Raw genomic sequence first — 24586 nt, forward strand, 5'->3', positions numbered from 1 at the left:
AACGTCCCTATCCCCTATAAATTTCCCTTAGCATTCATACTCAATGCCTCATGTGCACCCTCTCAATGAACCGTGCAAATCTATATGAAAAAGGCAGAACCAATAGAGAGCAAAGTATATTAAAGATCACACTTGCGTGAGCGAGCTGCATATCCGGGGAGCTTGCAAGCTTCTGTACGATTGCACCTAATAAAGGGATCAGCGGGATAAAGACCAGGACCCCTATGACATTCAGCCATATATGAGCGAAAGCGGTGAGCTTTGCTTGGACCCCTCCGCCGATGCTGGCAATGAATGCGGTGATGCATGTACCGATGTTTGCACCGAGCATGATGGCGATGCCTGCTTGGAGATCGATCGATTCGGCAGCCAAAAAACCCATTGTGACTCCAGTGACCACCGTACTCGATTGGATGAGGGCAGTCAGTATACACCCGATGAGAAGGGCAACCAGAATGTGATTGTTCATCTTTTGTATGTAGTCATGAAGCAGCGGGTGGGTGGTCAAGGGGGTGGCGATCCATTGAATCCCCTGTATGGAAGCGAAAATCAGGCCAAAACCGGTAAAGATTAAGCCGGTACTCCGGATGGTCTCTTTTTTGAACGCCAGTAATGCGCACCCGATGATGATCGAAGGGACAATAAGATAATTCATATTCAACGTGAACATTTCCAGTGTAAACGTCGTCCCTATGTTAGAACCCAGCATGATTCCGATGGTTTGCCTGAATGGAATGATCCCCGATGATGCGAGACCGACCGTGAGTACCATCACCGCAGAACTGCTGTGTATGAAGGCAGTCACGACTGTCCCTGTGACAGCCCCTTTAACAGGTGTGTCCGTCAAAAAATGGAGCCATTTCTTCACCTTCACGCTTGCTATAGTAAATAATCCCGAACGAAGCCAAAGCATTCCTAATAGAAAACAACAGATAAGCATGATGAATAATATAAGGTTCAAGATCATGCGGGTTCCTCCACTCCGGTACGTAGTTACCACTAATGTATGGGAGTATTGAGGAAGACATGCCTAATAATACAAGCAATTATGCATAAGTTGTTGACCTATACGCAGACATATATTATAATGGCAAAGTACATGGATTTCTTTATTATTTAAAGGATTCCATCCAAGAAAGACATACACTTTCTGTCCCCTTGTGACAAAGAAACAAGGGCTAAGCCAAACCTATTGGTAAAGTAAAGAGGCGAATAAATTCGTCTTGGGAAAAATGGTACAATCCATTTTCTTGACTTGAACATGTAAGTGTAGTGTGTTCGGAGGGAGGGAAAGAGAGATGTCAAAAACAGTTGTTCGTAAAAACGAATCGCTTGAAGATGCTCTTCGTCGCTTCAAACGCTCAGTTTCTAAAACAGGAACTTTACAAGAGTTTAGAAAGCGCGAATTTTATGAAAAGCCAAGCGTAAAACGCAAAAAGAAATCAGAAGCTGCAAGAAAGCGTAAGTTCTAAGAGAGGGTGTAACCATGAGTCTTCTCAATCGTTTAAATGATGATATGAAACAAGCGATGAAAAATAAAGAAAAAGAGAAACTTTCTGTTATCCGCATGCTAAAAGCTTCACTCCAAAATGAAGCGATTAAGTTTGGAAAACAGGAGCTCTCTGAAGACGAAGAGTTGACTGTCCTTTCTAGAGAAGTCAAGCAACGGAAAGACTCCCTCCATGAATTTACGAAAGCAGGTCGTGATGATCTGGCTGAGAAAATTCAAGCAGAACTGACTTACGTCGAAATATATATGCCTAAACAGCTTTCAGAAGAAGAGATTTCAGCCATCGTCCAAGAAACGATGGTTGAAGTGGGTGCTTCTTCAAAAGCTGATATGGGCAAAGTGATGGGGGCTATCATGCCTAAAGTAAAAGGGAAAGCTGATGGAGCTCTCGTCAATAAACTTGTTCTTCAACATCTATCATAACAACCAAAACCGGGAAGCTGTCAGTTTCCCGGTTTTTTTATGACTTCAGATGAAAGGCTTTTCATGTTTGATGGATAGCATATTATTTTTCAAAAAGATGAAACTTTTAAAATGATTCATTCGTACATAAACTAGCAAGGAATATGATTGAAACGAGGGGGTTAAGGTGAGAAGAGGTATACTGATCTTTTATATGATGATCCTTGGATTCAGTTTTCTGCTTCCGATGTCCGGACTCGCTGAACAGGATAAAAACGTATATGTCATCCCCATCCAGAAAGAAGTGGAGAAGGGGCTGCATGCATTCCTTCAAAGAGCATTGGAGGATGCCGAGAACAATCATGCAGAAACGATCATTTTTGATATCGATACTCCCGGCGGTCTGGTAGATGCGGCAGGGGATATCGGCCAGCTGCTCGATGGAGTGGAAGGCGATACCGTTGCTTTCGTCAATAATAATGCATTGTCGGCAGGTGCATTCATCGCACTTCATGCAGATGAAATTTACATGGTCCCAAATGGGCATATGGGTTCTGCAGCCGTCATCGATCAGGCTGGCAATGCAGCTGATAAAAAAGCACAAAGCTATTGGCTGTCTGCAATGAAGAGTGCAGCTGAATCGAGCGGCAGAGATCCTCTTTATGCACTCGCCATGGCTGACGAATCAGTTGAAATCCCGGAGCTCGGCATTGAAAAAGGCGAGTTGTTGACTCTGGGTGCCAAGGAGGCTCAAAAAGTAGGTTATTCAGAAGGCACCGTGAATAATCTGGATGAATTGTACAAAGAGCTTGGAATTGATAAGACATCCGTCCATGTGGTGGAGGAGACATTTGCTGAAAAATTGGCACGGTTCATCACAAATCCAATCGTGGTTCCGATTTTATTATCACTTGCGAGTTTAGGTTTGGTCGTTGAATTGTATTCACCGGGATTCGGTGTAGCAGGTTCCATCGGATTAGCCTCATTGCTTTTATTCTTCTATGGGCATTTAGTGGCGGGGCTTGCCGGATATGAAACGATCATTCTGTTTGTGATAGGGATTATATTGATTGTTGCAGAGTTCTTCCTGCCCGGGGGAATAGCCGGAGGCCTCGGAGTCGCGGCAGTACTGGGCAGTATCATGCTGGCAGGAGGCAACCTTATGCAAATGGGAATTTCCATTCTTATCGCGTTATTCATTGCTGTTATTGCCATGATCATATTTGTAAAGGTGTTTGGTAAAAAGATGAAACTATTCAATAAGATTATCTTGAAGGATTCAACCAATACCGAAAGCGGTTATGTTTCGAATGCGAACCGTCTCGAACTCATTGGGAAGATCGGGGAAACGAAAACTCCGTTGAGACCATCGGGGACCATCATCATCGAGGATGAAAGAATCGATGCAGTGACGGAGGGCGGCTATATCGCTGTAAATCAAAAAGTGAAAGTCGTAAAAGTGGAGGGTTCCCGAATCGTTGTGCGGGATCTTTCGTAAATACCGTGATTCACTCTCAAGTGCTTGTGAGTGCTCGAGAAATGTATATAAAAGAATCTAAAATATTTTGCAGGAGGGTAATTACATGGTAATCGGACCTAGTACGATTTTATTAATTGTTGCCATTGTTGTAGGTTTTATTTTACTGGCTGTACTATTTACATTTGTACCAGTCATGCTTTGGATTTCTGCCATAGCTGCAGGAGTGAGAATCAGTATCTTTACGTTAATCGGGATGAGACTCCGCCGGGTTATCCCTAGCAGGGTGATCAATCCGCTCATTAAAGCTCATAAAGCTGGAATTAGTGTAAGCATCAACCAGCTGGAAAGCCATTACTTGGCCGGCGGTAACGTCGATCGTGTTGTGAATGCATTGATCGCAGCACACCGTGCAAACATCGAATTGACATTTGAACGCTGTGCAGCCATTGACCTGGCTGGACGAGACGTTCTTGAAGCAGTGCAAATGAGTGTAAATCCGAAAGTTATTGAAACACCGTTCATCGCGGGTGTAGCAATGGATGGGATTGAAGTAAAAGCAAAGGCGCGTATTACCGTTCGTGCGAATATTGACCGACTTGTCGGAGGAGCAGGGGAAGAAACAATCGTTGCCCGTGTAGGTGAAGGGATTGTCTCAACGATCGGTTCTTCGGATAATCATAAAAAAGTGCTGGAGAATCCCGATATGATCTCCCAGACGGTCCTATCCAAAGGTCTTGATGCAGGGACGGCATTCGAAATTCTTTCGATTGATATCGCGGATGTGGATATCGGCAAGAACATCGGGGCAGAATTGCAGACCGAACAGGCAGAGGCAGATAAGAACATCGCACAGGCGAAAGCGGAAGAAAGAAGAGCGATGGCTGTTGCCAATGAACAGGAAATGAAAGCAAGAGTAGAAGAAATGAGAGCGAAAGTTGTGGAAGCTGAGGCAGAGGTTCCGTTAGCTATGGCAGAAGCATTGCGTTCAGGAAATATCGGTGTGATGGATTACATGAACATCAAGAATATCGATGCCGATACGGATATGAGGGACTCCATTGGAAAACTAACGGGCGATAAAAAGGATGGAAAAAATCCAAAAGGTGAATAATCTGCCCGGGTGAGAAAGGAGACTTCTCCATGGAAGGTTTAATCGTTGCCGTCATAATCGGTTTATTGACGACAATTTTCAATCGGACGAAAGAATCGTCTTCTGAAGAAAACCGTAAGAAGCCAAAACCAATCGGGACGGGCAGGCCCTCACAGACTTACAGGGAAGCCCCCCGGACAGAAAAGGAAGATGAGCCTGTTTACCGTTCTGGTGAACAGGAGCAGCCTGTCTATACTCTTCAAACGAAATTCGAAGAAAAGAAGAAGGACATCGAGAGCACATACGCCCAATTGAAAAAGCAGGAAGAGGGCTATAAACAACAGGTCCAAAAGCAGCGGGATAAGGTGAAATCCATAAAAGATGTGAAGGAGTCACCGTATGCCATTAATTTTGAGAGCGAAAATGATATCGTGAAAGGTTTCATTTTCTCGGAAGTATTCGGCCCTCCGCGCGCAAAAAAAACGCATCATCGAAAATAACAGTGATGAATCCCCTTTTCATTTCATAAATATGAGATGAAAGGGGGTTCTTTTTTTATGGCGAAAAATTGGGTACAGCAAATGCGAAAATGGATGACGCAAACCATGGACCTGCCTGAAGATGTCATGATGGACCTTCCGCGAGTCACAATGATTGGACAAATCCATATCTATATAGAAAATCACCGGGGACTGTTGACGTTCACCGACCATGAAGTAAGGCTGCTGCTTAAACAAGGCCAGTTATTGATCAAAGGTGAACAGTTTGTCATAAAAATGATTCTGCCGGAAGAAATACTTCTCCAGGGGAAAATCGTAGAAGTTATCTATTTAGAAAATTAGGAGGGACGATTTTGAAAAACCATTGGCTTACCTCTTTAAGGGGAAAAGTTTTCGTTAAAATGGAAGGCAGACTCATTGAGAGGGTCATCAATCAATTGCTGCGATCGAATATATCCATTTGGAATGTTAAAAGAGCCGGTACAGATACAATCACGTTTTATTTAGCATTAGAGGATGTACATAACTTCAGAAGAGCGGTACGGTCATCAGAGTGCAAGGTCACATTCCTCAGGGGCCAGGGAGGTCCTTTCCTGCTGAAACGGGCATTCAAGAATTCAGGTTTCCTCCTTGGCGGTTTATCTTTTCTCCTCATCGTCATTTTATTATCAAATATGGTATGGGGAATTCAGATCAAGGGGGCGGCACCGGAAACCGAGTACAACATTCGTAAGGAACTTACAGCGATGGGGGTCAAAACAGGGAAACTTCAATTCTCGATTCCTGATGTTGAAAACATTCAGAGGGAGCTTTCTTCAAGGATGGATAATATAACATGGGTAGGTGTCGAATTAAGAGGGACAACCTTCCATTTCCAGGTCGTTGAAAAGAATGCACCGGAACCAATCGAATCAACCGGGCTCCAGCATATAGTCGCGAAGAAGAAAGCGGTCATCGTGGAAATGTTTGTGGAAGAGGGGGATCCCCAGGTCAAGGTGAATGATTATGTGAAAAAAGGACAGCTTCTCGTTTCGGGCGTGATCGGGAATGAAAAAAAACCGAAAGGAGTACCTGCAAAAGCAAAGATAATGGGAGAAACCTGGTATAAAACATCGGTGGAACTTCCCTTGAAGACAGATTTCGTCGTGTTCAGCGGAAATGAGAAAAGAAAGCATTTTATAGAAATCGGTTCCTTGAGAATCCCGATATGGGGTTTTGGGAATCCTGATTTTAAGGAATCGATAATGGAAGAGACGGAAAAACCAGTGAAGTTCCTGAAGTGGCAGCTGCCGATTGCCTATATTGATCAGAGCATGAAAGAAAAGGAAAATGTTGAAAGATCCTATACAAAAGAGCAAGCGATTCAAGAAGCGAAAAAACTTGCCAAAAATAATTTGTCATCTTCCCTCCCGGATGATGCAGAAATAATCGGTGAAAAAATTTTGCAAGAAAAGGTGGAGAATGGTAAAGTTAAGGTGAATCTTCACTTCAAAGTAGTAGAAAATATTGCAGAAGGACAACCAATTATTCAAGGAGACTAATTAATGTCAGATGATATCTTAATGAAATTACAGCTTGAAAATCCAAACGAAGCAGTGGCTTTATTTGGAGTTTCAGATTCTCACCTTAAATTAATCGAAAAAGAGTTAGACGTTTCAATTGTTACAAGGGGCGAAGAATTGCTAGTTTCAGGGAAAGAAGATCGTACGGAACTGGCCCTTGAAGTTTGTGACCGTTTAGTGAGCGTCATCCGTAAAGGCATCAATATCAGCCAGCGGGATGTGCTTCATGCCATTCAAATGGGTAAAAACGGAACGTTGGAATATTTCATTGATTTGTATAATGAAGAAATAACGAAAAATGCCAAGGGTAAATCGATCCGCGTAAAAACCCTTGGTCAAAGACAATATATTCACGCCATAAGGAAACACGATATGGTTTTCGGTATTGGCCCGGCAGGTACCGGGAAAACGTATCTGGCCGTCGTAATGGCTGTCCATGCGCTGAAAAATGGAGAGGTCAAGAAAATAATCCTCACGAGGCCTGCTGTTGAAGCCGGTGAAAGCCTCGGGTTCCTTCCAGGGGACTTAAAGGAAAAAGTAGACCCGTATCTGCGTCCTCTATATGATGCACTGCATGATGTGCTGGGGGCGGAGCATACAGCTCGTTTAATTGAAAGAGGAACGATTGAAATCGCTCCCCTGGCGTACATGAGGGGACGTACACTTGATGACGCATTCGTCATTCTAGATGAAGCCCAGAATACGACCCAGGCGCAAATGAAGATGTTCTTGACGAGGCTCGGTTTCGACTCGAAGATGATCATCACCGGAGACCGCTCCCAAGTCGATTTGCCAAGAGGGGTCGAATCCGGGTTGATTTCCTCAGAAAGAATACTGAAAGATGTGAAAGGCGTCTCCTTCATCTATCTTGAACAGGCAGACGTAGTAAGACATCCCCTTGTAGCCAAAATCATAAATGCTTTCGAAAAAAACGAAAAATAATTGCAGCTTAAAAGATTGACTTTGCCTTTTATAGGCAGTCAATCTTTTTTATGTGACTTACATTCTTTTTACCGATTCTAATTGGCTGCAGCTGGACAGTTCCGCCCCTTGACGAGTTATCATGAACAAAACTAGCTCCTTATTCGTAACTTCGTAGGTTAACTGGGTATATGAAAGTAAGCACAATCAAACCCAATCAGAGCTACATTACGAAAGGAGCTAGCTTATTATGAAGAATACCACAAAATTTATTGGTTTAGACGTATCTAAAGAAAAAATTTCAGTTGCCATCGCAGATGTAGGACGTGAAGCTCCAAGGTACTATGGCATGATTCCTCATACTGCTGAAGCCCTCCGGTCTCTCGTGAAAAAGCTTGGTCAATCTGAAAACCTGTACATGTGTTATGAAGCTGGACCAACAGGCTATCCACTCTATCGCTTACTGACTTCAATGGGTGTGCATTGTGATATTATTGCGCCATCACTCATTCCTCAAAAGCCTGGGGAGCGTGTGAAAACAGATAAAAGAGACGCCATCCGACTCGCTCAGCTCTATAGAGCTGGTGAGTTAACAACGATCCATGTGCCTTCAGAAGAAGGTGAAGCACTGCGTGATCTGGTTCGCTGCCGTGAAGATGCAAAAGAAGATGAGCTGCGTGCCAGACACCGGCTGACTAAATTCCTGATGCGTCACGAAATCCGGCCACCCGATGGTGTGAATCGTTGGACAATTAAATACTACAGGTGGCTTGATACACTGAAGTTCGAGTATTCATCTGCGCGTGTTGTATTTCAGGAATACTATCATCAACTCAAAGAGCTTCAACAGCGGGTGATTAGACTTGAAGAAGAGATTCGCGAACAGTCCACAAAAAATGTGCACGCACCGATGATCCAGGCTTTTCAATCACTACGGGGCATCGCACTGATTACGGCGACCAGCCTTGTCGCAGAAGTAGCGTGTTTCCAACGCTTTCAGACGGCGCCTCAATTTATGGCTTACGCCGGATTGATTCCGAGTGAGTACTCAAGTGGTGAACGCAGACACCAGGGGCAAATCACAAAAGCCGGTAACCGACATTTGAGAAAACTGTTAATTGAAGCTGCCTGGAGTTACCGATATTCACCTGCCGTTAAAGGTGATTTAAAAAAGCGTCAACAAGGAAGTCCGCTTACTGTGAAGGAAATCTCCTGGAAAGCGCAAAACAGACTCCATAAAAAATATTACCGATTGGTTTCTAAAGGGAAAGAAAAAAATAAAGCCATTACCGCTGTCGCCAGGGAACTAGCTGGGTTTATTTGGGCGATTTCGCAAGAAATCAAACCGATTCATCAGTAAATCCTTTGTTTCAAGTGATCTAGTGTTCCTTGTATACAGTTTTGCCCAAACGAAACGAAGATGAGATGAGCTTAGGGCTCGAAGGCAAAGATCAACACCGGGAAGGAACATCCACGTGCCTCCTCTGTGCTAGTCTGATTCGTCAGATGAATGCACGTTACGAGTTAGTGGGAAAGTCCTTCATACGGAAAGATAAAATGTGTGAATCCACGAATATCAGAGTGCTAACCGCAGTCGAACATTTTTGCCTTCGTGCCGTGTGCTTACCTTTAGTTTCATCCTAAATGAAAGGAGAAAACCAGTAGGAAACGCACAGTCAAAGCAAAGTTTAAAAGAAGCTGTAGGGGCTTCGCTTCTTAAAGGCGGACAAAAATAATTCAAAATCGAATGGGGAGCACCTGTATTGACAGTTTTGTTCATATCAGAAGGCTCAAGGGTCACCCGCGGAAAGCGAAGTCTTGCACGGAAATCAACAGCGGTGTTCAAAGAGAAGTTTACGAAACAATCCTTTTCTGTGATAAGAATAGATAATTAAGTCAAAAACTGTTATGATTTTACATAATTAGAGGAATGGTCACCATCAATACGGCATAGCACGGTCAAACCCGATCCGTTAAGATTACAGGGGGTTCTTTATGCAAACGCACCCATTATTACATAAAATAAGAATGTTTCTGAGTTACCGGTTATTCACTAACATAATGTTTATTTTGCTTGGGATCATCGTATTTGGCATCCTTTACGGAAACGTTAAGCCAAACCCGCTTGATATCAGCCTTTACGGGGAAGCTCCATCAACGATCCGGGCACCTAAAACGCTCGAAGACGAGGAAGCCACTGAAAAGAAAAAAGAGGAAGCGAAAGCAGAAGTGGGAAACGTGTACAGCACGAAAGAAGGTGCTGTGAATAACGCTGTCATGCTTGTCAGTTCTTTAATCGACAGTGTACTTGAAGTAAAAGATGGGTCTGAAAAAGAAACCCCTCCAGAAGAGGAAGAGATTAACCCACAAAGCCCAAATGTGAATAAACAGCTAGAAGAGCTTAAGAAACGTCTTCCTGAAAGCAACGATAATATTGTAACAAAGGCACTGACCGATAAAGTCCTGAAAACACTGCTGGCTGCGACTGAAACCGATCTGGAAAGAGTGGAATCGATCGTAACGACACAGCTGCAGGTCATTATGCAGAACAAAGTGAAAGAAGAGGAAATAAGGGAAGCAAAGGTAAATCTGGAAGAACGGATAAAGAGCTTCACATTCACCGGAGACTTATCTGATGCAGCGGTCGCACTGGGGAACGTTGCGATTGAGCCGACCGAATATTATGATGAGGAAAAAACGGAACAGCTGAAGAAACAGGCAGTTGAAGAAGTTCAGCCCGTTAAAATTGTCTATGGCGAAGTCATCGTAGAAGAAGGTAAACTGGTCACGCCAAACATCTATGAAACATTGAATGATTTTGGTATGGTAGAAGAAGATTTTTCTTTGAAGCCGATTATTGGACTGGCTCTGTTTATTATCGTGATCATCAGTTCTCTGTATTATTTCTTCTACACACTTGAAGTAAAGGAAGAGCAGAAACAGAACTATTTGATCTTAACGAGCATTGTGTTTGTCATATCGTTGTTAATCATGAAGATAACCGGATTATTAAAACAGCTGGAGATAAATGATATTGCGTTCTTATTTCCTGCCGCTTTCACCGGAATGATCCTCCGCATCCTGCTGAATGAACGGATTGCCATGATGATGGTGTTTATCATTTCTGCTTGCGCGAGTATCGTATTTAATGAAAAGTTTTCCGGCTCCATCGATATAGAGGTTGCGATTTATACGTTGTTCAGCGGAGTGGCTGGAATAATGACGCTTGTCAGCAGGAATCAGCGTACCAATATTTTGAGGGCTGGTATTTATGTGGCTTTCGTCAATATATTGATCATTGCCTTTCTTGTACTGTTAAGTGATGTATCCTATACAAGTACAGAATATATTTATTATCTTGTATTTGCGCTTGTGTCGGGAATCGGCTCTTCCATTTTGACAATCGGATTCCTTCCGTTCTTTGAAACAGGATTCGGTATCTTGTCTTCAATGAGACTGGTCGAGCTTTCAAGTCCTAATCAGCCATTATTAAAAAAATTGCTGACGGAGGCACCGGGAACCTATCATCATAGTGTGATGGTGGCGAATCTTGCTGAAGCTGCCTGTGAAGCCATTGGTGCAAATGGACTGCTGGCCAGGGTCGGATGTTATTATCATGACGTGGGGAAATCGAAGCGGCCGCATTTTTTCATAGAAAATCAGATGAATATTGAAAATCCGCATGATCGAATGACTCCTGAAACAAGTAAAACCATCATCATCAACCACGCATCGGATGGTGCAGATATGCTGAGGAAATATAAGCTTCCTAAAGAGATCATCGATATAGCTGAACAGCACCATGGCACGACTCTGTTGAAATATTTTTATTATAAGGCGAAAGAACAAGGGAAAGATGTAACTGAAGAAGAGTACAGGTACCCGGGACCCAAGCCGCAAACCAAAGAAACTGCGATTATCAACATCGCTGACAGTGTAGAGGCGGCTGTCCGGTCAAAGAATTCCCCGACCCAGGAGGAAATCAAAAATCTTGTAGCATCGATTGTGAAAGATCGTCTGAATGACGGTCAATTCAATGAATGCGATCTTTCGTTAAAGGAACTTGAAAAAGTGAAGACAGCCCTTTGTGAAACGTTAAATGGTATTTATCATCCAAGGATTGAATACCCTGAACTTAATGCTAAAGGAGAATAAAGCATGACACTATCCATCGACTTTATTGATGAGACTGAACGACTATCAGAAGAAGAAATAGAGCAGATTGAAGAGATTTTGAATTTTGCTGCCAAGAAAGAGGAAATAGAGGAAAGCAGTGAAGTTTCGGTGACGTTTGTTTCAAACGATCGGATCCGGGAAATCAATCGTGAGTACCGCCATAAAGATCAGCCTACCGATGTCATTTCTTTTGCCCTGGAAGAATTGGGGGAAGATGAAATCGAAATTGTAGGCGCTGACATGCCGAGGGTATTGGGGGATATCATCATTTCTGTCGAGCGTGCGAAAGAGCAGGCAGAAGAATATGACCATTCTTTTTCCCGGGAACTTGGGTTCCTGGCCCTTCATGGCTTTCTGCACTTATTGGGATATGATCATATGGAGGAGCAGGATGAAAAGGAAATGTTCCAGAGACAAAAGGATATCCTCGATGAGTATGGACTCAAAAGAGAGTAGATTCGGGCTGGAACGTCTTAGAAAGTCCTTCGGATATGCCTGGCAGGGAATCAGGTTTGTATGGTCATCGGAGCAGAACTTCAGAATACATGCAGCAGCGGGTTTCATTGCTGCGGCCCTTGGTGTGCTTCTGAGCATTTCAGTATTTGAGTGGATCGTACTTATCTTACTCATTTCTGGCATGATGGCGCTAGAAACGATGAACACAGCCATCGAAAAAGCAGTCGACCTTGTGTCTCCAGATGATCATCCGCTTGCAAAGGCTTCCAAAGATGCGGCAGCGGCTGCTGTCTTGCTATTTGCAATCGGTTCATTCATCATCGGATGCATCATTTTCATTCCTAAAATATTTAATTATTAAGCAGTTTTCTCATCAGATGCCGGTCACCCGGGGAAAGCGAAGTCTTCCACGGACATCAACAGTGGTGATTTAATAGAACCAATAAAAAAACACCTTAAAGAGGCGTGCAGGAAGAACTTTTCTTTCCGCAAGCCTCTTTTTGATTTGAAAACGCTCTTATTGTTGTATAGAATAAGTTAAGCGCGCATAGGCAAAGTACCTGTAAATAGTTTGAATTATCTAACTATTTCATTACAAAATGATAACAGCCCATTTTCTTTTATGAAAATTATAGTAAAATGAAATATGTAAGGGTCAAAAGGAGAGTAAATCGAATGAATACAGAACAACTAATCAAAGAAGCAAAAGCCGCACGGGAAAAAGCATATGTACCTTATAGCAAATTCAAGGTCGGTGCAGCTCTTCTTACAAAAGATGGAAAAGTCTATCACGGATGCAACATAGAAAACGCTGCATACAGCATGTGTAATTGTGCAGAAAGAACAGCTCTCTTCAAAGCATACTCAGAAGGCGACAAGGATTACTCGATGATTGCTGTAGTCGCGGATACTGCAAGACCTGTACCTCCATGCGGTGCATGCCGTCAGGTCATTTCCGAGCTTTGTACGAAGGAAATGAAAGTGGTATTGACGAACCTTAAGGGCGATGTTGAAGAATTAACCGTCGCCGAGCTATTGCCAGGAGCTTTTTCACCGGAGGATTTACATGAGTAATAAAGAAAACAACGCAGCATTCAAATCCGGATTCATTTCAATTATCGGTCGTCCAAATGTAGGTAAGTCTACGTTCCTGAATCGTGTGATCGGTCAGAAGATTGCCATTATGAGTGACAAACCGCAAACGACACGGAACAAAGTTCAAGGTGTATTGACAACCGAAGAGTCCCAAATGATTTTCATTGATACGCCAGGAATCCATAAGCCTAAGCATAAGCTTGGTGATTTTATGATGAAGATCGCTCAAAACACATTGAGAGAAGTAGACATCATACTCTTTATGGTAAATGTGGAAGAAGGACTTGGGAAGGGAGATCAATTTATCATCGAGAAACTGAAAGGAGTCAAGACTCCAGTGTTTCTCATTCTTAATAAAATAGATCAAATTCATCCTGATGAATTATTGCCTATCATCCAGCAATACAATGAACTTTATCCTTTTTCGGCTACCGTACCGATTTCAGCACTCGAAGGGAATAATGTAGGACACCTCCTTGAATTGATTCAGGAGAACCTTCCAGAAGGGCCGCAGTTTTACCCAGCGGATCAAATTACTGACCACCCTGAGCGTTTTATCGTATCGGAACTGATTCGAGAGAAAGTCCTTCATCTGACAAGAGAAGAAATACCACACAGTATAGCGGTTGTCATTGATAAGATGGAAAGAAAAGATGACAAGAACCTGATCGATGTCCTGGCTACCATCATTGTGGAACGGGATTCACAAAAAGGGATCATCATCGGAAAACAGGGGTCCATGCTGAAAGAAGTAGGAAAGCGCTCCCGGATGGATATAGAAAACCTGCTTGGTTCCAAAGTGTATCTCGAATTATGGGTGAAAGTTCAGAAAGATTGGAGAAACCGTGCTTCAAACTTGCGCGATTACGGTTTCAATGATGATGAGTATTGAGTTTCCACTTTTAAGAATGTCAAGCGTAATCAATTAACAATATTTAGTTCACATGCTTTTAGACAAAGATGCTAATTCTAATCACAAGAAAGCTTTGAAGTCTTGCTAGTTTAAATCCAGAAAGGTGGGTTTTTGATGTTAGACTTAACTTGGAAAGTGTTTTCGCAAACAGGTAACATCGACACGTATTTACTTTTTAAGGAGCTTGAAAAAGATAGGGTCGAAGAACCATATCAATTGGAAGAAGAGATATCGGAAGTCGACTTCCCCCTGACGTAATAGGTTGTCATCACCCGGGTGATGTAAATTCGGGAGGTGGCCAAAATGCTGCAGAAATGTGAAGGAATTGTAATCAGAACAAACCACTATGGTGAATCAAACAAAATAGTCACTATATACACCAGGGAATTCGGGAAAATCGGATTGATGGCACGGGGGGCTAAAAAGTCCAACAGCCGTCTTTCCGCTATTTCCCAATTGTTTACATATGGCTACTTTTTGTTTATAAAAGGCAGTGGTTTAGGAACTCTTCAACAAGGGGAGATTGCAGAATCACTAAGGCATGTAAGAGAAGATTTGTTTAAGACGGCTTATGCTACATACATCGTAGATCTCCTTGATAAAAGCACGGAGGACCGCAAGCCTGACCCGTTTCTTTTTGAATTGCTTTACAAGGTACTGAAGTATCTTAACGAAGACTATGACCCTGAAGTATTAATGCATATCTTTGAAATGAAGATGCTGCCAGTTTTAGGCCTGCATCCTCATTTGAACGGCTGCTCAGTCTGTGGTGAGACCGAAGGGACATTCGGCTTCTCGTTTAAAGAAAACGGATTTATCTGCCACAGATGTGTGGATGAAGATCCTCACCATCTGCCTATATCTCAAGGTACCGTTAAATTATTGAGGCTGTTTTATTATTTTGATATCAATCGTTTAGGGAACATCTCTGTAAAAGACGAAACTAAAGCTCAGCTCAAACGGGTAATCAGGACTTATTACGATGAAAATTCAGGCTTAACGTTGAAATCCAGAAGATTCCTTGATCAAATGGATAACCTTAAGGACTTATTCTAGTGTTAAAGCATATTGTGATTTTTGGCTGGCTCTCCTGTGGGGGCCGGCTTTTTATTTTGAATCCATTCATCTTTACATCCCGAAACGAAAAAAGCGCCCAAAGGATAACCTTTGGGCGCTGTTAAAACAAATTAAAATTGTATTTTCTCCATCAAGAAGGACTTTACTTCACTGATTGGCATTCTGACCTGGTCCATCGTGTCGCGGTCACGAACTGTAACCTGTCCGTCTTCCACTGAATCAAAATCGAATGTAATGCAGAAAGGAGTACCGATTTCATCCTGGCGGCGGTAGCGTTTACCGATGGAAGCAGTTTCGTCAAAATCGATCATTAAGTCTTTTGACAGCTCTTCATACACTTTGAATGCTTCATCAGAAAGCTTTTTCGATAAAGGCAGGACTGCCGCTTTGAATGGGGCAAGTGCCGGATGGAATCGAAGGACCGTTCTTGAATCGTTCTCTAATTCTTCTTCTTCATAAGCATCACATAAGAATGCCAGGGTAACGCGGTCGGCACCAAGGGATGGTTCGATGCAGTACGGTACATATTTTTCATTTGTCTGAGGGTCCATATAGTGGAAATCTTCATTAGAATGTTCCATATGACGTTTCAGATCAAAGTCCGTTCTGTCCGCAACTCCCCACAGTTCTCCCCAGCCGAATGGGAATTTATATTCGATATCCGTTGTAGCGTTACTGTAGTGAGATAGCTCTTCTTTATCGTGATCGCGCAGGCGCATGTTATCCTCATTCATACCGAGGTTAAGCAGCCAATTCTTACAGAATTCACGCCAGTAAGAGAACCATTCTAAATCTTCTCCCGGCTTACAGAAGAATTCCAGTTCCATTTGTTCAAATTCACGGGTTCTAAACGTGAAGTTACCTGGAGTGATTTCATTTCTAAAGCTTTTCCCTACTTGTGCAATACCGAATGGCATCTTTTTACGCATGGAGCGCTGAACATTTTTGAAGTTTACAAAGATACCTTGAGCTGTTTCGGGACGCAGGTAAATTTCATTTGTAGACGACTCTGTTACACCCTGGTGTGTCTTGAACATTAAATCGAATTGACGGATTTCTGTGAAATTGTCACTTCCGCAATCTGGACACTTAATATTGTGTTCTTTAATGATTTCTTCCATTTTATCGAATGGAAGGCCGTCAACGATCATTTCGATGCCTTTCTCTTCAAGTGCATTTTCAATGATTTTATCCGCTCGGTGACGTGTCTTGCATTCCTTACAGTCGATCATCGGATCGTTGAAGTTTCCGACGTGTCCGGATGCCACCCAAGTTTGAGGGTTCATCAGGATGCTTGCGTCAAGCCCGACATTGTAAGGGGATTCCTGAACGAATTTCTTCCACCATGCTTTTTTAATATTGTTCTTGAGTTCTACACCCAATGGTCCGTAATCCCATGTATTTGCAAGGCCTCCGTAAATTTCGGAGCCCGGGAATACAAACCCGCGGTGTTTTGCTAAATTTACTACTTGTTCCATTGACATATAAAGTCACTCCTTTTCATTGATTCAATTAAGGAAGAAAGAATAAAAAAAGCTCGTCCCTAGGCAATTGCCTAGGGACGAGCTTGTTACTCGCGGTTCCACCCTAGTTGATATACAGTGATCTGTATATCCACTTTCGATTTGATCAGCTCAGGACTGCCGTTTCCCTGCACTCCGGGCTTTCACCATCCCCGGTCGCTTCTGTCTGCAAGTACTTATGTATCCGTCTCAGCTACTATGTGGTTGTAAGATGAAGATATTTTATCATGCCGGTAATAAAATAACAACTCCCGCTGTCATAAAGATAAAAAATTTGAAGTTTTTCTGAAAAAAAGATACTCTTTGATAATATGCATAGTGTTGTCACAATGTGATGACAATATTCTCTTTTCATTTTCCGTAAATAGTATATAATATTTATTATAAAGTATAACATTAATCGTTTGTTCGTTAGGTGGTGAGTAACAATCGAACTAAATAAAAGGCAAGAACAAATTTTGCAGATCGTTAAAGACAATGGACCGATCACCGGCGAACAGATCGCCGACAAGTTAAACCTTACAAGGGCAACGCTAAGACCCGACCTCGCCATTCTGACAATGGCGGGTTATTTGGATGCAAGACCGAGAGTCGGCTATTTTTATACAGGTAAAACGGGTACGCAGCTCTTGACAGAAAACCTGAATAAAATTTATGTTAAAGACTATCAATCCATTCCGGTTGTGGTGAATGAGAATGTGTCAGTATATGATGCCATTGTGACGATGTTCCTTGAGGATGTAGGTACTTTATTTGTAGTGGATGCCAATACATATTTAGTTGGTGTTTTATCCAGGAAGGATCTCCTTCGGGCAAGTATCGGAAAACAAGAACTGAGTACATTGCCTGTGAATATCATAATGACGAGAATGCCCAATATCACAACATGTGAAAAGGACGATCTGTTGATCGGTGTGGCAAAGGATCTCATTCATAAGCAGATTGATTCCGTTCCTGTAGTGAAAAAGAACGAGGACGGGGATATGGAAGTCACCGGAAGGATTACCAAGACCAATATCACGAAAGCATTTGTTGCACTGGCAGAAGAAGAGTAGAAGGTGGTGAAGGATCGTGAAAGAACCGATTATTTATGTAGTTTCCGACTCAGTGGGAGAGACTGCTGAACTAGTTACTAAAGCGGCCATTAGTCAATTTAATGGTTCCAATACGGTCATCAAACGCTTTCCGTATGTAGAGGACTTTGATAATATCGATGAAGTCATTTCCTTGGCAAAATTGAATCAAGGGCTGATTGTCTATACGCTGGTCAAGCCGGACATGAGGGCGTATATCAAAGAACAGGCGGATAAAGAAGAGCTTTACGCTTTTGATATTATCGGTCCTTTAATGGATAAGTATCAGACGATTTATGAAAAGGAACCATTATTTGAACCAGGTACAGTCAGAAAGCTGGACGATGACTATTTCAAAAAAGTGGAAGCGATTGAATTTGCGGTAAAATATGATGATGGCAGGGATCCAAGAGGAATTCTCAAAGCAGACATTGTGCTTGTAGGGGTTTCCAGAACGAGCAAGACCCCCCTATCTCAATATCTTGCCCATAAACGTTTTAAGGTGGCGAATGTCCCGCTTGTTCCGGAAGTGGATCCGCCTGAAGAACTGTTCAAAGTTTCTCCAAAGAAGTGTTTCGGTTTGAAGATCTCTCCTCAAAAGTTAAATACCATCCGGAGAGAGCGGCTGAAGTCTCTGGGGCTCAATGATGAGGCGAGTTATGCCAACATAAAGCGAATAGAAGAAGAGCTGACATACTTCGAAAAGATTTCAAAACGCATGGGCTGTCATGTGATCGACGTGACCAACAAGGCAGTAGAAGAAACAGCCAATATCATAACGAATATTTATCAGCGTACAAACAACTCTTAATAAAGAACGATCCTGTCCCTAATATAATATGGGAGGATCGTTCTTTCATTTTGCGCGGGAAAAACCCAAAAAATTCTTTCGTGTAAATTAGTGGTCAAACCTGTCCGATTATACTATAATAAAAAATTGTGATAAAAATATTTAAAATAGGTTTAGACTAAACTCTTAAGGAATAAACTAATTATTGTGATATGTCAAGTCTCGTCTCGAATTTTTTTCGATATTCTACCTGAATTCCAAGGAAAAGTTCCTGTGGAGAGAAGGATAATACGGAGTGATGTAGAATAGTTAGTAATAGCAAACAAAAATCTACCGTTTTTGTAGATGCAGATGCTTGCCCTGTCAAGCAGGAAATCATTCGGATTTCAAGGGATTTTGGAATTGAAGTGGTCTTTGTCGCTTCCGATGCCCATCGGAAGAATACCCCCGATGAGGGGAGATGGGTATACGTAGACCGTGAGAAAGAGGCGGCAGACCTGTATATCATGAACCATGTCCGGACGAATGATATCCTTGTGACACAGGATATAGGACTCGCAAGCTTGGTACTGCCGAAAAAAGTTTATGCACTCTCCCCGAGGGGAAAGGTCTACAGAGAAGAGAGTATTGTAACGGCGCTCGATTACCGTTACGTGGCAGCGAAGGAAAGACGGAAGGGGAATTATGGTAAGGGGCCAAAGCCTTTTACGAATAATGACCGGGAAGAATTTTCATCGCAATTCGAAGAAATTTTGTCGAAGATTGCAGGAAAATAATCATTCTTACCGAATGCATTAAGAGGGAAATGAAAACCAGGTGATATACAGTGTCTGATAGGATCCCTGAAGAAACAATAAATAAAATATTATCTTCTACGGATATCGTAGATGTTGTCAGTGATTATGTACAATTGAAAAAACAAGGGCGTAATTATTTTGGCCTGTGTCCTTTTCATGGAGAAAACACTCCATCATTCTCCGTATCGCCTGACAAGCAGATTTTTCATTGTTTTGGCTGCGGAGCAGGAGGCAATGCTTTTACATTCTTAATGGATGTCGACGGCCTATCTTTCATAGAGGCAGCACAGAAGCTTGGAAGTAAAATTGGAGAAGAGATTGCTGTCTCCACGACTTCAAGTGCACAAGAAGCGCCTCCACAGGAAGATGAGAAGCAAATGCTTCAGGCTCATGAGCTATTAAGTAAATTTTACCATCATCTCCTCCTAAACACAAAGGAGGGTCAGGAAGCCCTTGAATACTTACTTTCCAGGGGATTTACGACCGAGAGTATCAGTAAGTTCCAGATTGGCTGGTCCTTGCCGAGCTGGGATTTCACTGTGAAGTTCCTGCAAAAACGCGGGTACTCCCTTGAATTGATGGAAGCGGCCGGATTGTTGGTAAGAAGGGAAAGAGACCAATCGTTTCTCGATCGTTTCAGGGGCAGAATCATGTTCCCCATTACTGATCCGAAAGGGAAGGTAGTCGCGTTTTCAGGAAGAAGCCTTCACTCCGATGATGAACCCAAATATTTAAATAGTCCTGAAACCAAGATATTTTATAAAAGCCGCATTCTTTACAATTATCATGAGTCCAGGACGCTTATTAGAAGAAAGCAGCAAGTAATCCTATTTGAAGGCTTCGCCGACGTGATATCCGCAAGCTCGGCATCTGTTGAAAATGGAGTGGCCACGATGGGTACTTCATTGACTGAAGGACAAATAGGATTGATCAAGCGCTTGACCGATTCCGTTGTCATCTGCTATGACGGTGATTCGGCAGGTGTGGAAGCCGCCTTCAGAGCGGGTAATATGCTTCTTAACCATCATTTATCCATCCGCGTGGCTATGTTACCCGAACGATTGGACCCTGATGACTACATCTCCAAGTATGGCGAGGAAAAGTTTCAACAGGATGTAATAGGGGCCAGCTTGACGTTTATGGCATTTAAGCTGCGGTATTATAAGCTGAATAAAAATTTGAATGATGAAGGAGACCGCCTTCAGTATATAGAAGACATACTTAAGGAAATTACCCGGTTGGGCAATGCGGTTGAAAGGGACTATTATATCAGGTACCTGGCAGACGAATTTGATGTTTCCTTGGATGCTCTGCAGCAGCAGCTTGCTGAAGTCGATGGGACGCTGAAAGGAAAGTCAAAACCTGCTAAACAAGCTCCCCCGCCTAAACCGCATCTTCCAAGGGTGCAGGCTAAATTGCTGCCTGCATATCAAACGGCAGAAAGACGGCTCATTGCCTATATGCTGAAAGATCCAAACACAGCATATAAGGTCCAGGACTGGCTTGCAGGAACCCACCTTAATATTGATGAACATCAAGCTATCATTACTTATTTATTCGGTTATTACGAGGAAGGGATGCCTCCCGGGGCCAGTTCTTTCATAGGATATCTGCCGGATGAAAGACTTCGGAGGATCGTTACAGAAATAGAAATGATGTCCATCAGTGATGAATGCACGGATCAAGAGCTGCTGGATTATGTCCAATCCGTTTTAAAACATCAAAAGATGTTGAAGATAAAAGAAAAAGAATCAGAAAGAAAAGAAGCACAAAGGCAAAATGATTTTCGTAAAGAAGCTCAAATAGCAATGGAAATCTTACAGCTGCGTAAGTCTCTATAAAGTTTTGTTCAAGGAAGTTGGAAGGAGGGGAACACATGGCTGAAAAGTCCGCGCGTTCCAAACAAATTGCGTCAGAATTATCCGTTGATCAGGTGAAAGAATTTTTAGTAAACCAAGGGAAGAAAAGAGGCGTCCTTACTTATGAGGATATTGCCGATAAACTATCCGGTTTTGAGTTGGATTCAGACCAGATGGATGAGTTCTACGAACATTTAGGTGAGCAGGGTGTCGAAATCATCAACGAAAATGAAGAAGATGACGATCCCGGTGCCAATGAGCTGGAAAAAGAAGAGGAAGAAGAATTTAATTTAAATGACTTGAGCGTTCCTCCTGGAGTTAAGATAAATGACCCCGTAAGAATGTACCTGAAGGAAATCGGAAGAGTCGATCTTTTATCAGCAGAAGAAGAAATCAATCTTGCAAAAAGAATTGAAGATGGCGATGAGGAAGCTAAACGCCGCCTGGCAGAAGCTAACCTTCGTCTTGTAGTCAGCATCGCAAAAAGATACGTAGGCCGTGGAATGCTGTTCCTTGATCTGATTCAGGAAGGTAATATGGGTCTGATTAAAGCGGTAGAAAAATTTGATTACCGCAAAGGCTACAAATTCAGTACGTATGCTACATGGTGGATCCGTCAGGCAATCACCCGTGCCATTGCAGACCAGGCAAGGACCATCCGTATACCGGTCCATATGGTCGAAACGATCAACAAATTGATCCGGGTACAAAGACAACTGTTACAAGATCTCGGCCGTGAGCCTTCACCAGAGGAAATTGCGGAAGAAATGGACCTTACACCTGAAAAAGTAAGGGAAATTTTAAAGATAGCCCAAGAGCCTGTGTCACTTGAAACACCGATTGGTGAAGAAGATGATTCACATCTTGGAGATTTCATTGAAGATGCAGAAGCGCAGTCTCCTTCAGAGCATGCCGCTTATGAATTATTGAAAGAACAATTGGAAGACGTTCTTGATACTCTTACAGACCGTGAAGAGAATGTCCTCCGTTTACGATTCGGACTGGACGATGGCAGAACCCGTACACTCGAGGAAGTTGGAAAAGTATTCGGTGTAACGCGTGAACGTATCCGTCAGATTGAAGCGAAAGCACTGCGCAAATTGCGTCACCCAAGCCGCAGTAAACGACTCAAGGATTTCTTGGAATAGGATGATCAGGCCTCTATCATTTATATGATAGAGGTTTTTTTCTTGAAATTTAAAGGGATTATCCCGAGTACTGACGAATTAAAAAGAAGGATCAATTTCAGAAAGTGAGAGCATTATGTCTAAATCTACACACAGCAGACAAGCTGTGATCATAAACGAAATCAAATTTTGGAAGCAGAATAACATGCTTCCGGACCAATATTGCGACTATTTACTGGCACTCTATAGCAAAGGTGAAGAAAATCTTTCGAATCCATTTCCTGAAAAAGGAAAATTTCAGCCATATTACATGACCATTCTGCTTTCTTCAGTCGCTATGTTCATTTCATTATTTGTCATTTATTTTACTGAATTGTCAGTCGTTTTGCAAACAGCGATTTTGACAGGTTTTGTCGTATTACTAATGGGATCGGGAATTTATTATACTAAGAAAAAAGTTTCTACTGTATTTTTCTTGATAGCAGCAGCTTTCATCATTCTTCTTTTATCCATCAGCATAGTGGAAGAGGTTTTTGATGGTTCCCCATTCATTTCATATGCCGCCTTGTTTTTGAATTGTATTTTATGGCTTGCACTCGGATTGAAACGCAGGCTGATCTATTTTACATTATCTGGATCCATTGGCGGCCTATTATTGGTAATCTCTATATTGCAATAACTTCTGAATTTTAAAAAGTTTTTTAAAGTTGAGAAAATTCACCTTTCCCTTTTATAATAGGAATGAGAGCGCATTCATAGAAATGTTGATAGGCTTTCACGATTAAAAAGTCTGAACCGTTTCAGGCTTTCATTCATCAAGTTAAAACAAGGGGGATAAGGATGAATTTTGACTTAACACAAGAACAGGCAATGATTAAAAAAACGATCAGGGAATTTGCAGAGGAGGAAGTCGCTCCGGGTGCTTTGGACAGGGATCGAACAAAAGAATTTCCTAAAGAAATCTTTAAAAAGCTTTCTGATTTAGGAATGATGGGTCTGCCGTTTCCTGAAGAGTACGGAGGAGCAGGTGCCGATACGGTCAGTTTTGCGATTGTGACGGAAGAATTGAGCAGGGCATGTGCATCTACAGGAATCACATATTCCGCTCACATTTCTTTAGGTGGCGCACCAATCAATTTATTCGGGACCCATGAACAAAAGGAAAAGTACCTTACGCCGATTTGTACAGGAGAATCGTTCGGTGCTTTCGGATTGACAGAACCTAATGCAGGGTCCGATGCGGGAGGGACACAGACCACTGCAGAAGATAAAGGCGATACATGGGTGATCAATGGAAACAAGTGTTATATCACGAATGCAAGCTATGCTGACCATTTAGCTCTGACTGCGATCACAGGAAGAGAAAATGGGAAGAAAGAGATAAGTGCGATCATCGCCCCTACCAAAGCAAAAGGATTCACTGTGATTGATAACTACGAAAAAATGGGGCTGCACTCTTCGAACACAACTGAATTGGTGCTTGAAGATGTCGAAGTGCCGAAAGAAAACCTGCTTGGTAAACGCGGGGAAGGATTCAAGCAATTCCTTGTCACCCTGGACGGAGGGCGTATCGGCATTGGAGCCATGGCTGTAGGTGTCGCCCAGGCTGCGTTCGAGAAAGCTCTTCAATACTCCAAGGAAAGAAAGCAGTTTGGCAAGACACTGTCAGAATTCCAGGTCACTCAGTTCAAGCTTGCAGATATGGCAATGAAGATCGAACTTGCCAGGAACATGGTTCACAAAGCTGCCTGGCTTAAAGATCAAGGCAGACCTTTCTCGAAAGAAGCGTCCATGTGTAAGCTGTATGCTTCTGAAATCAGCATGGAAGTAGCAGATGAAGCCATTCAGATCCATGGAGGATACGGCTACATGAAAGAATACCACGTGGAAAGATACCTGCGTGACGCCAAACTTCTCGAAATCGGCGAAGGAACCTCTGAGGTACAACGTATGGTCATCTCCCGTCTCATCGGGGTAAATAATTAATATTTGATTAGAAGAGCTTTCAGGCTGCGTACCTGCACCTGAAAGCTCTTTGTATTTTTAAGATATTATTAATGGAAACAATTTGTTTCTAACAAAAAAGATAGTTTGATAATCATGTTAAATAATCCTGAGTGTATTGGAGCGGAAGGCACTTGACTCCGACGGGATGTAGAGGAAAGGTCGAGACTTGTCCAGCTCTGGCGGCTAGCCCCTCGAGGTCATAAGCTAAATGGTCCATGAAGGCAAAAT

25 protein-coding genes are annotated in these 24586 nt (G+C 42.5%); 23 read left to right on the forward strand and 2 right to left on the reverse strand.

Going from position 1 to position 24586, the window contains the following annotated elements:
• Positions 1 to 40: 40 nt before the first annotated feature.
• Positions 41 to 967: a Na/Pi symporter gene (locus HWX64_RS18420; protein ID WP_254871211.1), complete on the reverse strand. Its 927-nt coding sequence runs from the start codon at positions 965 to 967 to the stop codon at positions 41 to 43.
• A gap of 331 nt (positions 968 to 1298) precedes the next feature.
• Between HWX64_RS18420 and rpsU the strand changes: the two genes are divergently transcribed.
• The 16 genes from rpsU (at position 1299) to recO (ending at position 15161) form a co-directional block, all read left to right on the forward strand.
• Positions 1299 to 1472 carry a 30S ribosomal protein S21 gene (gene rpsU / locus HWX64_RS18425; RefSeq protein ID WP_032087602.1) on the forward strand — a complete coding sequence of 58 codons (174 nt, stop codon included), beginning with the start codon at positions 1299 to 1301 and terminating at the stop codon, positions 1470 to 1472.
• A gap of 14 nt (positions 1473 to 1486) precedes the next feature.
• A complete protein-coding gene (locus HWX64_RS18430; RefSeq protein ID WP_175990992.1) occupies positions 1487 to 1933 on the forward strand; it encodes a GatB/YqeY domain-containing protein in 447 nt (148 codons plus the stop codon).
• Between the two features lie 196 nt (positions 1934 to 2129).
• Positions 2130 to 3410 carry a nodulation protein NfeD gene (locus HWX64_RS18435; protein ID WP_254871245.1) on the forward strand — a complete coding sequence of 427 codons (1281 nt, stop codon included), beginning with the start codon at positions 2130 to 2132 and terminating at the stop codon, positions 3408 to 3410.
• A 91-nt stretch (positions 3411 to 3501) separates the two neighbouring features.
• Positions 3502 to 4503: a flotillin-like protein FloA gene (floA, locus tag HWX64_RS18440; protein WP_175991585.1), complete on the forward strand. Its 1002-nt coding sequence runs from the start codon at positions 3502 to 3504 to the stop codon at positions 4501 to 4503.
• Positions 4504 to 4532: 29 nt separating this feature from the next.
• A complete protein-coding gene (locus HWX64_RS18445) occupies positions 4533 to 4982 on the forward strand; it encodes a hypothetical protein (protein ID WP_175990993.1) in 450 nt (149 codons plus the stop codon).
• 57 nt (positions 4983 to 5039) lie between these two features.
• Positions 5040 to 5324, forward strand: coding sequence for a sporulation protein YqfC (yqfC, locus tag HWX64_RS18450; RefSeq protein WP_175990994.1), 285 nt, complete (start codon positions 5040 to 5042; stop codon positions 5322 to 5324).
• 11 nt (positions 5325 to 5335) lie between these two features.
• Positions 5336 to 6523, forward strand: a complete 1188-nt coding sequence (yqfD, locus tag HWX64_RS18455) for a sporulation protein YqfD (RefSeq protein WP_175990995.1) — start codon at positions 5336 to 5338, stop codon at positions 6521 to 6523.
• Positions 6524 to 6526: 3 nt separating this feature from the next.
• Entirely contained in the window at positions 6527 to 7486 is a 960-nt protein-coding gene (locus HWX64_RS18460; RefSeq protein ID WP_175990996.1) for a PhoH family protein, read from the forward strand.
• 229 nt (positions 7487 to 7715) lie between these two features.
• The gene (locus HWX64_RS18465) at positions 7716 to 8825 is read left to right on the forward strand and encodes an IS110 family transposase (RefSeq protein WP_175990997.1); all 1110 of its coding nucleotides are present in this window, start codon (positions 7716 to 7718) and stop codon (positions 8823 to 8825) included.
• A 635-nt stretch (positions 8826 to 9460) separates the two neighbouring features.
• Entirely contained in the window at positions 9461 to 11620 is a 2160-nt protein-coding gene (locus HWX64_RS18470) for an HD family phosphohydrolase (protein WP_175990998.1), read from the forward strand.
• Between the two features lie 3 nt (positions 11621 to 11623).
• Positions 11624 to 12097 (forward strand): rRNA maturation RNase YbeY, encoded by a 474-nt coding sequence (gene ybeY / locus HWX64_RS18475; protein WP_175990999.1) that lies wholly within the window; start codon positions 11624 to 11626, stop codon positions 12095 to 12097.
• Positions 12072 to 12458 (forward strand): diacylglycerol kinase family protein, encoded by a 387-nt coding sequence (locus HWX64_RS18480; protein ID WP_254871212.1) that lies wholly within the window; start codon positions 12072 to 12074, stop codon positions 12456 to 12458. The genes ybeY and HWX64_RS18480 overlap by 26 nt, the downstream gene beginning before the upstream one ends.
• 278 nt (positions 12459 to 12736) lie before the next feature.
• Complete coding sequence (locus tag HWX64_RS18485; RefSeq protein ID WP_303049497.1) at positions 12737 to 13171, forward strand: cytidine deaminase; 435 nt, start codon at positions 12737 to 12739, stop codon at positions 13169 to 13171.
• The gene (gene era, locus HWX64_RS18490; protein ID WP_175991001.1) at positions 13164 to 14084 is read left to right on the forward strand and encodes a GTPase Era; all 921 of its coding nucleotides are present in this window, start codon (positions 13164 to 13166) and stop codon (positions 14082 to 14084) included. Before HWX64_RS18485 ends, era begins: the two co-directional genes overlap by 8 nt.
• Positions 14085 to 14219: 135 nt before the next feature.
• A complete protein-coding gene (locus tag HWX64_RS18495) occupies positions 14220 to 14363 on the forward strand; it encodes a YqzL family protein (protein WP_175991002.1) in 144 nt (47 codons plus the stop codon).
• 45 nt (positions 14364 to 14408) lie between these two features.
• Complete coding sequence (recO, locus tag HWX64_RS18500) at positions 14409 to 15161, forward strand: DNA repair protein RecO (protein ID WP_175991003.1); 753 nt, start codon at positions 14409 to 14411, stop codon at positions 15159 to 15161.
• Between the two features lie 131 nt (positions 15162 to 15292).
• Here the strand turns inward: recO and HWX64_RS18505 are convergent, their stop codons facing one another.
• Positions 15293 to 16666, reverse strand: a complete 1374-nt coding sequence (locus HWX64_RS18505; protein WP_175991004.1) for a glycine--tRNA ligase — start codon at positions 16664 to 16666, stop codon at positions 15293 to 15295.
• 467 nt (positions 16667 to 17133) lie between these two features.
• On the opposite strand from HWX64_RS18505, the gene HWX64_RS18510 reads away from it, so the two are divergent.
• The 7 genes from HWX64_RS18510 to HWX64_RS18540 all read left to right on the forward strand — a co-directional run bounded on the left by HWX64_RS18510 (position 17134) and on the right by HWX64_RS18540 (position 24337).
• A complete protein-coding gene (locus HWX64_RS18510) occupies positions 17134 to 17760 on the forward strand; it encodes a helix-turn-helix transcriptional regulator (RefSeq protein ID WP_175991587.1) in 627 nt (208 codons plus the stop codon).
• 13 nt (positions 17761 to 17773) lie between these two features.
• Positions 17774 to 18589: a pyruvate, water dikinase regulatory protein gene (locus tag HWX64_RS18515; protein WP_175991588.1), complete on the forward strand. Its 816-nt coding sequence runs from the start codon at positions 17774 to 17776 to the stop codon at positions 18587 to 18589.
• Positions 18590 to 18873: 284 nt separating this feature from the next.
• Positions 18874 to 19344: a YaiI/YqxD family protein gene (locus HWX64_RS18520; protein WP_175991589.1), complete on the forward strand. Its 471-nt coding sequence runs from the start codon at positions 18874 to 18876 to the stop codon at positions 19342 to 19344.
• Between the two features lie 50 nt (positions 19345 to 19394).
• A complete protein-coding gene (gene dnaG, locus HWX64_RS18525) occupies positions 19395 to 21206 on the forward strand; it encodes a DNA primase (protein ID WP_175991005.1) in 1812 nt (603 codons plus the stop codon).
• 35 nt (positions 21207 to 21241) lie between these two features.
• Positions 21242 to 22372, forward strand: a complete 1131-nt coding sequence (gene rpoD, locus HWX64_RS18530; protein WP_175991006.1) for an RNA polymerase sigma factor RpoD — start codon at positions 21242 to 21244, stop codon at positions 22370 to 22372.
• Between the two features lie 115 nt (positions 22373 to 22487).
• Positions 22488 to 23030 carry a hypothetical protein gene (locus tag HWX64_RS18535; RefSeq protein ID WP_175991007.1) on the forward strand — a complete coding sequence of 181 codons (543 nt, stop codon included), beginning with the start codon at positions 22488 to 22490 and terminating at the stop codon, positions 23028 to 23030.
• Between the two features lie 161 nt (positions 23031 to 23191).
• Entirely contained in the window at positions 23192 to 24337 is a 1146-nt protein-coding gene (locus tag HWX64_RS18540) for an acyl-CoA dehydrogenase family protein (RefSeq protein ID WP_175991008.1), read from the forward strand.
• Positions 24338 to 24586 lie beyond the last annotated feature (249 nt).

The organism is Bacillus sp. Marseille-Q1617 (assembly GCF_903645295.1).
Lineage (GTDB): Bacteria > Bacillota > Bacilli > Bacillales > Bacillaceae_B > Rossellomorea.

What these genes read in the sequence shown, in the direction of transcription:
- HWX64_RS18420 (WP_254871211.1), bottom strand. Translation starts at nt 967, where the DNA reads ATGATCTTGAACCTTATATTATTCATCATGCTTATCTGTTGTTTTCTA.
- rpsU (WP_032087602.1), top strand. Translation starts at nt 1,299, where the DNA reads ATGTCAAAAACAGTTGTTCGTAAAAACGAATCGCTTGAAGATGCTCTT.
- HWX64_RS18430 (WP_175990992.1), top strand. Translation starts at nt 1,487, where the DNA reads ATGAGTCTTCTCAATCGTTTAAATGATGATATGAAACAAGCGATGAAA.
- HWX64_RS18435 (WP_254871245.1), top strand. Translation starts at nt 2,130, where the DNA reads ATGATCCTTGGATTCAGTTTTCTGCTTCCGATGTCCGGACTCGCTGAA.
- HWX64_RS18445 (WP_175990993.1), top strand. Translation starts at nt 4,533, where the DNA reads ATGGAAGGTTTAATCGTTGCCGTCATAATCGGTTTATTGACGACAATT.
- yqfC (WP_175990994.1), top strand. Translation starts at nt 5,040, where the DNA reads ATGGCGAAAAATTGGGTACAGCAAATGCGAAAATGGATGACGCAAACC.
- HWX64_RS18460 (WP_175990996.1), top strand. Translation starts at nt 6,527, where the DNA reads ATGTCAGATGATATCTTAATGAAATTACAGCTTGAAAATCCAAACGAA.
- HWX64_RS18465 (WP_175990997.1), top strand. Translation starts at nt 7,716, where the DNA reads ATGAAGAATACCACAAAATTTATTGGTTTAGACGTATCTAAAGAAAAA.
- HWX64_RS18470 (WP_175990998.1), top strand. Translation starts at nt 9,461, where the DNA reads ATGCAAACGCACCCATTATTACATAAAATAAGAATGTTTCTGAGTTAC.
- ybeY (WP_175990999.1), top strand. Translation starts at nt 11,624, where the DNA reads ATGACACTATCCATCGACTTTATTGATGAGACTGAACGACTATCAGAA.
- HWX64_RS18480 (WP_254871212.1), top strand. Translation starts at nt 12,072, where the DNA reads ATGAGTATGGACTCAAAAGAGAGTAGATTCGGGCTGGAACGTCTTAGA.
- HWX64_RS18485 (WP_303049497.1), top strand. Translation starts at nt 12,737, where the DNA reads ATGAAATATGTAAGGGTCAAAAGGAGAGTAAATCGAATGAATACAGAA.
- era (WP_175991001.1), top strand. Translation starts at nt 13,164, where the DNA reads ATGAGTAATAAAGAAAACAACGCAGCATTCAAATCCGGATTCATTTCA.
- HWX64_RS18495 (WP_175991002.1), top strand. Translation starts at nt 14,220, where the DNA reads ATGTTAGACTTAACTTGGAAAGTGTTTTCGCAAACAGGTAACATCGAC.
- recO (WP_175991003.1), top strand. Translation starts at nt 14,409, where the DNA reads ATGCTGCAGAAATGTGAAGGAATTGTAATCAGAACAAACCACTATGGT.
- HWX64_RS18505 (WP_175991004.1), bottom strand. Translation starts at nt 16,666, where the DNA reads ATGTCAATGGAACAAGTAGTAAATTTAGCAAAACACCGCGGGTTTGTA.
- rpoD (WP_175991006.1), top strand. Translation starts at nt 21,242, where the DNA reads ATGGCTGAAAAGTCCGCGCGTTCCAAACAAATTGCGTCAGAATTATCC.
- HWX64_RS18535 (WP_175991007.1), top strand. Translation starts at nt 22,488, where the DNA reads ATGTCTAAATCTACACACAGCAGACAAGCTGTGATCATAAACGAAATC.
- HWX64_RS18540 (WP_175991008.1), top strand. Translation starts at nt 23,192, where the DNA reads ATGAATTTTGACTTAACACAAGAACAGGCAATGATTAAAAAAACGATC.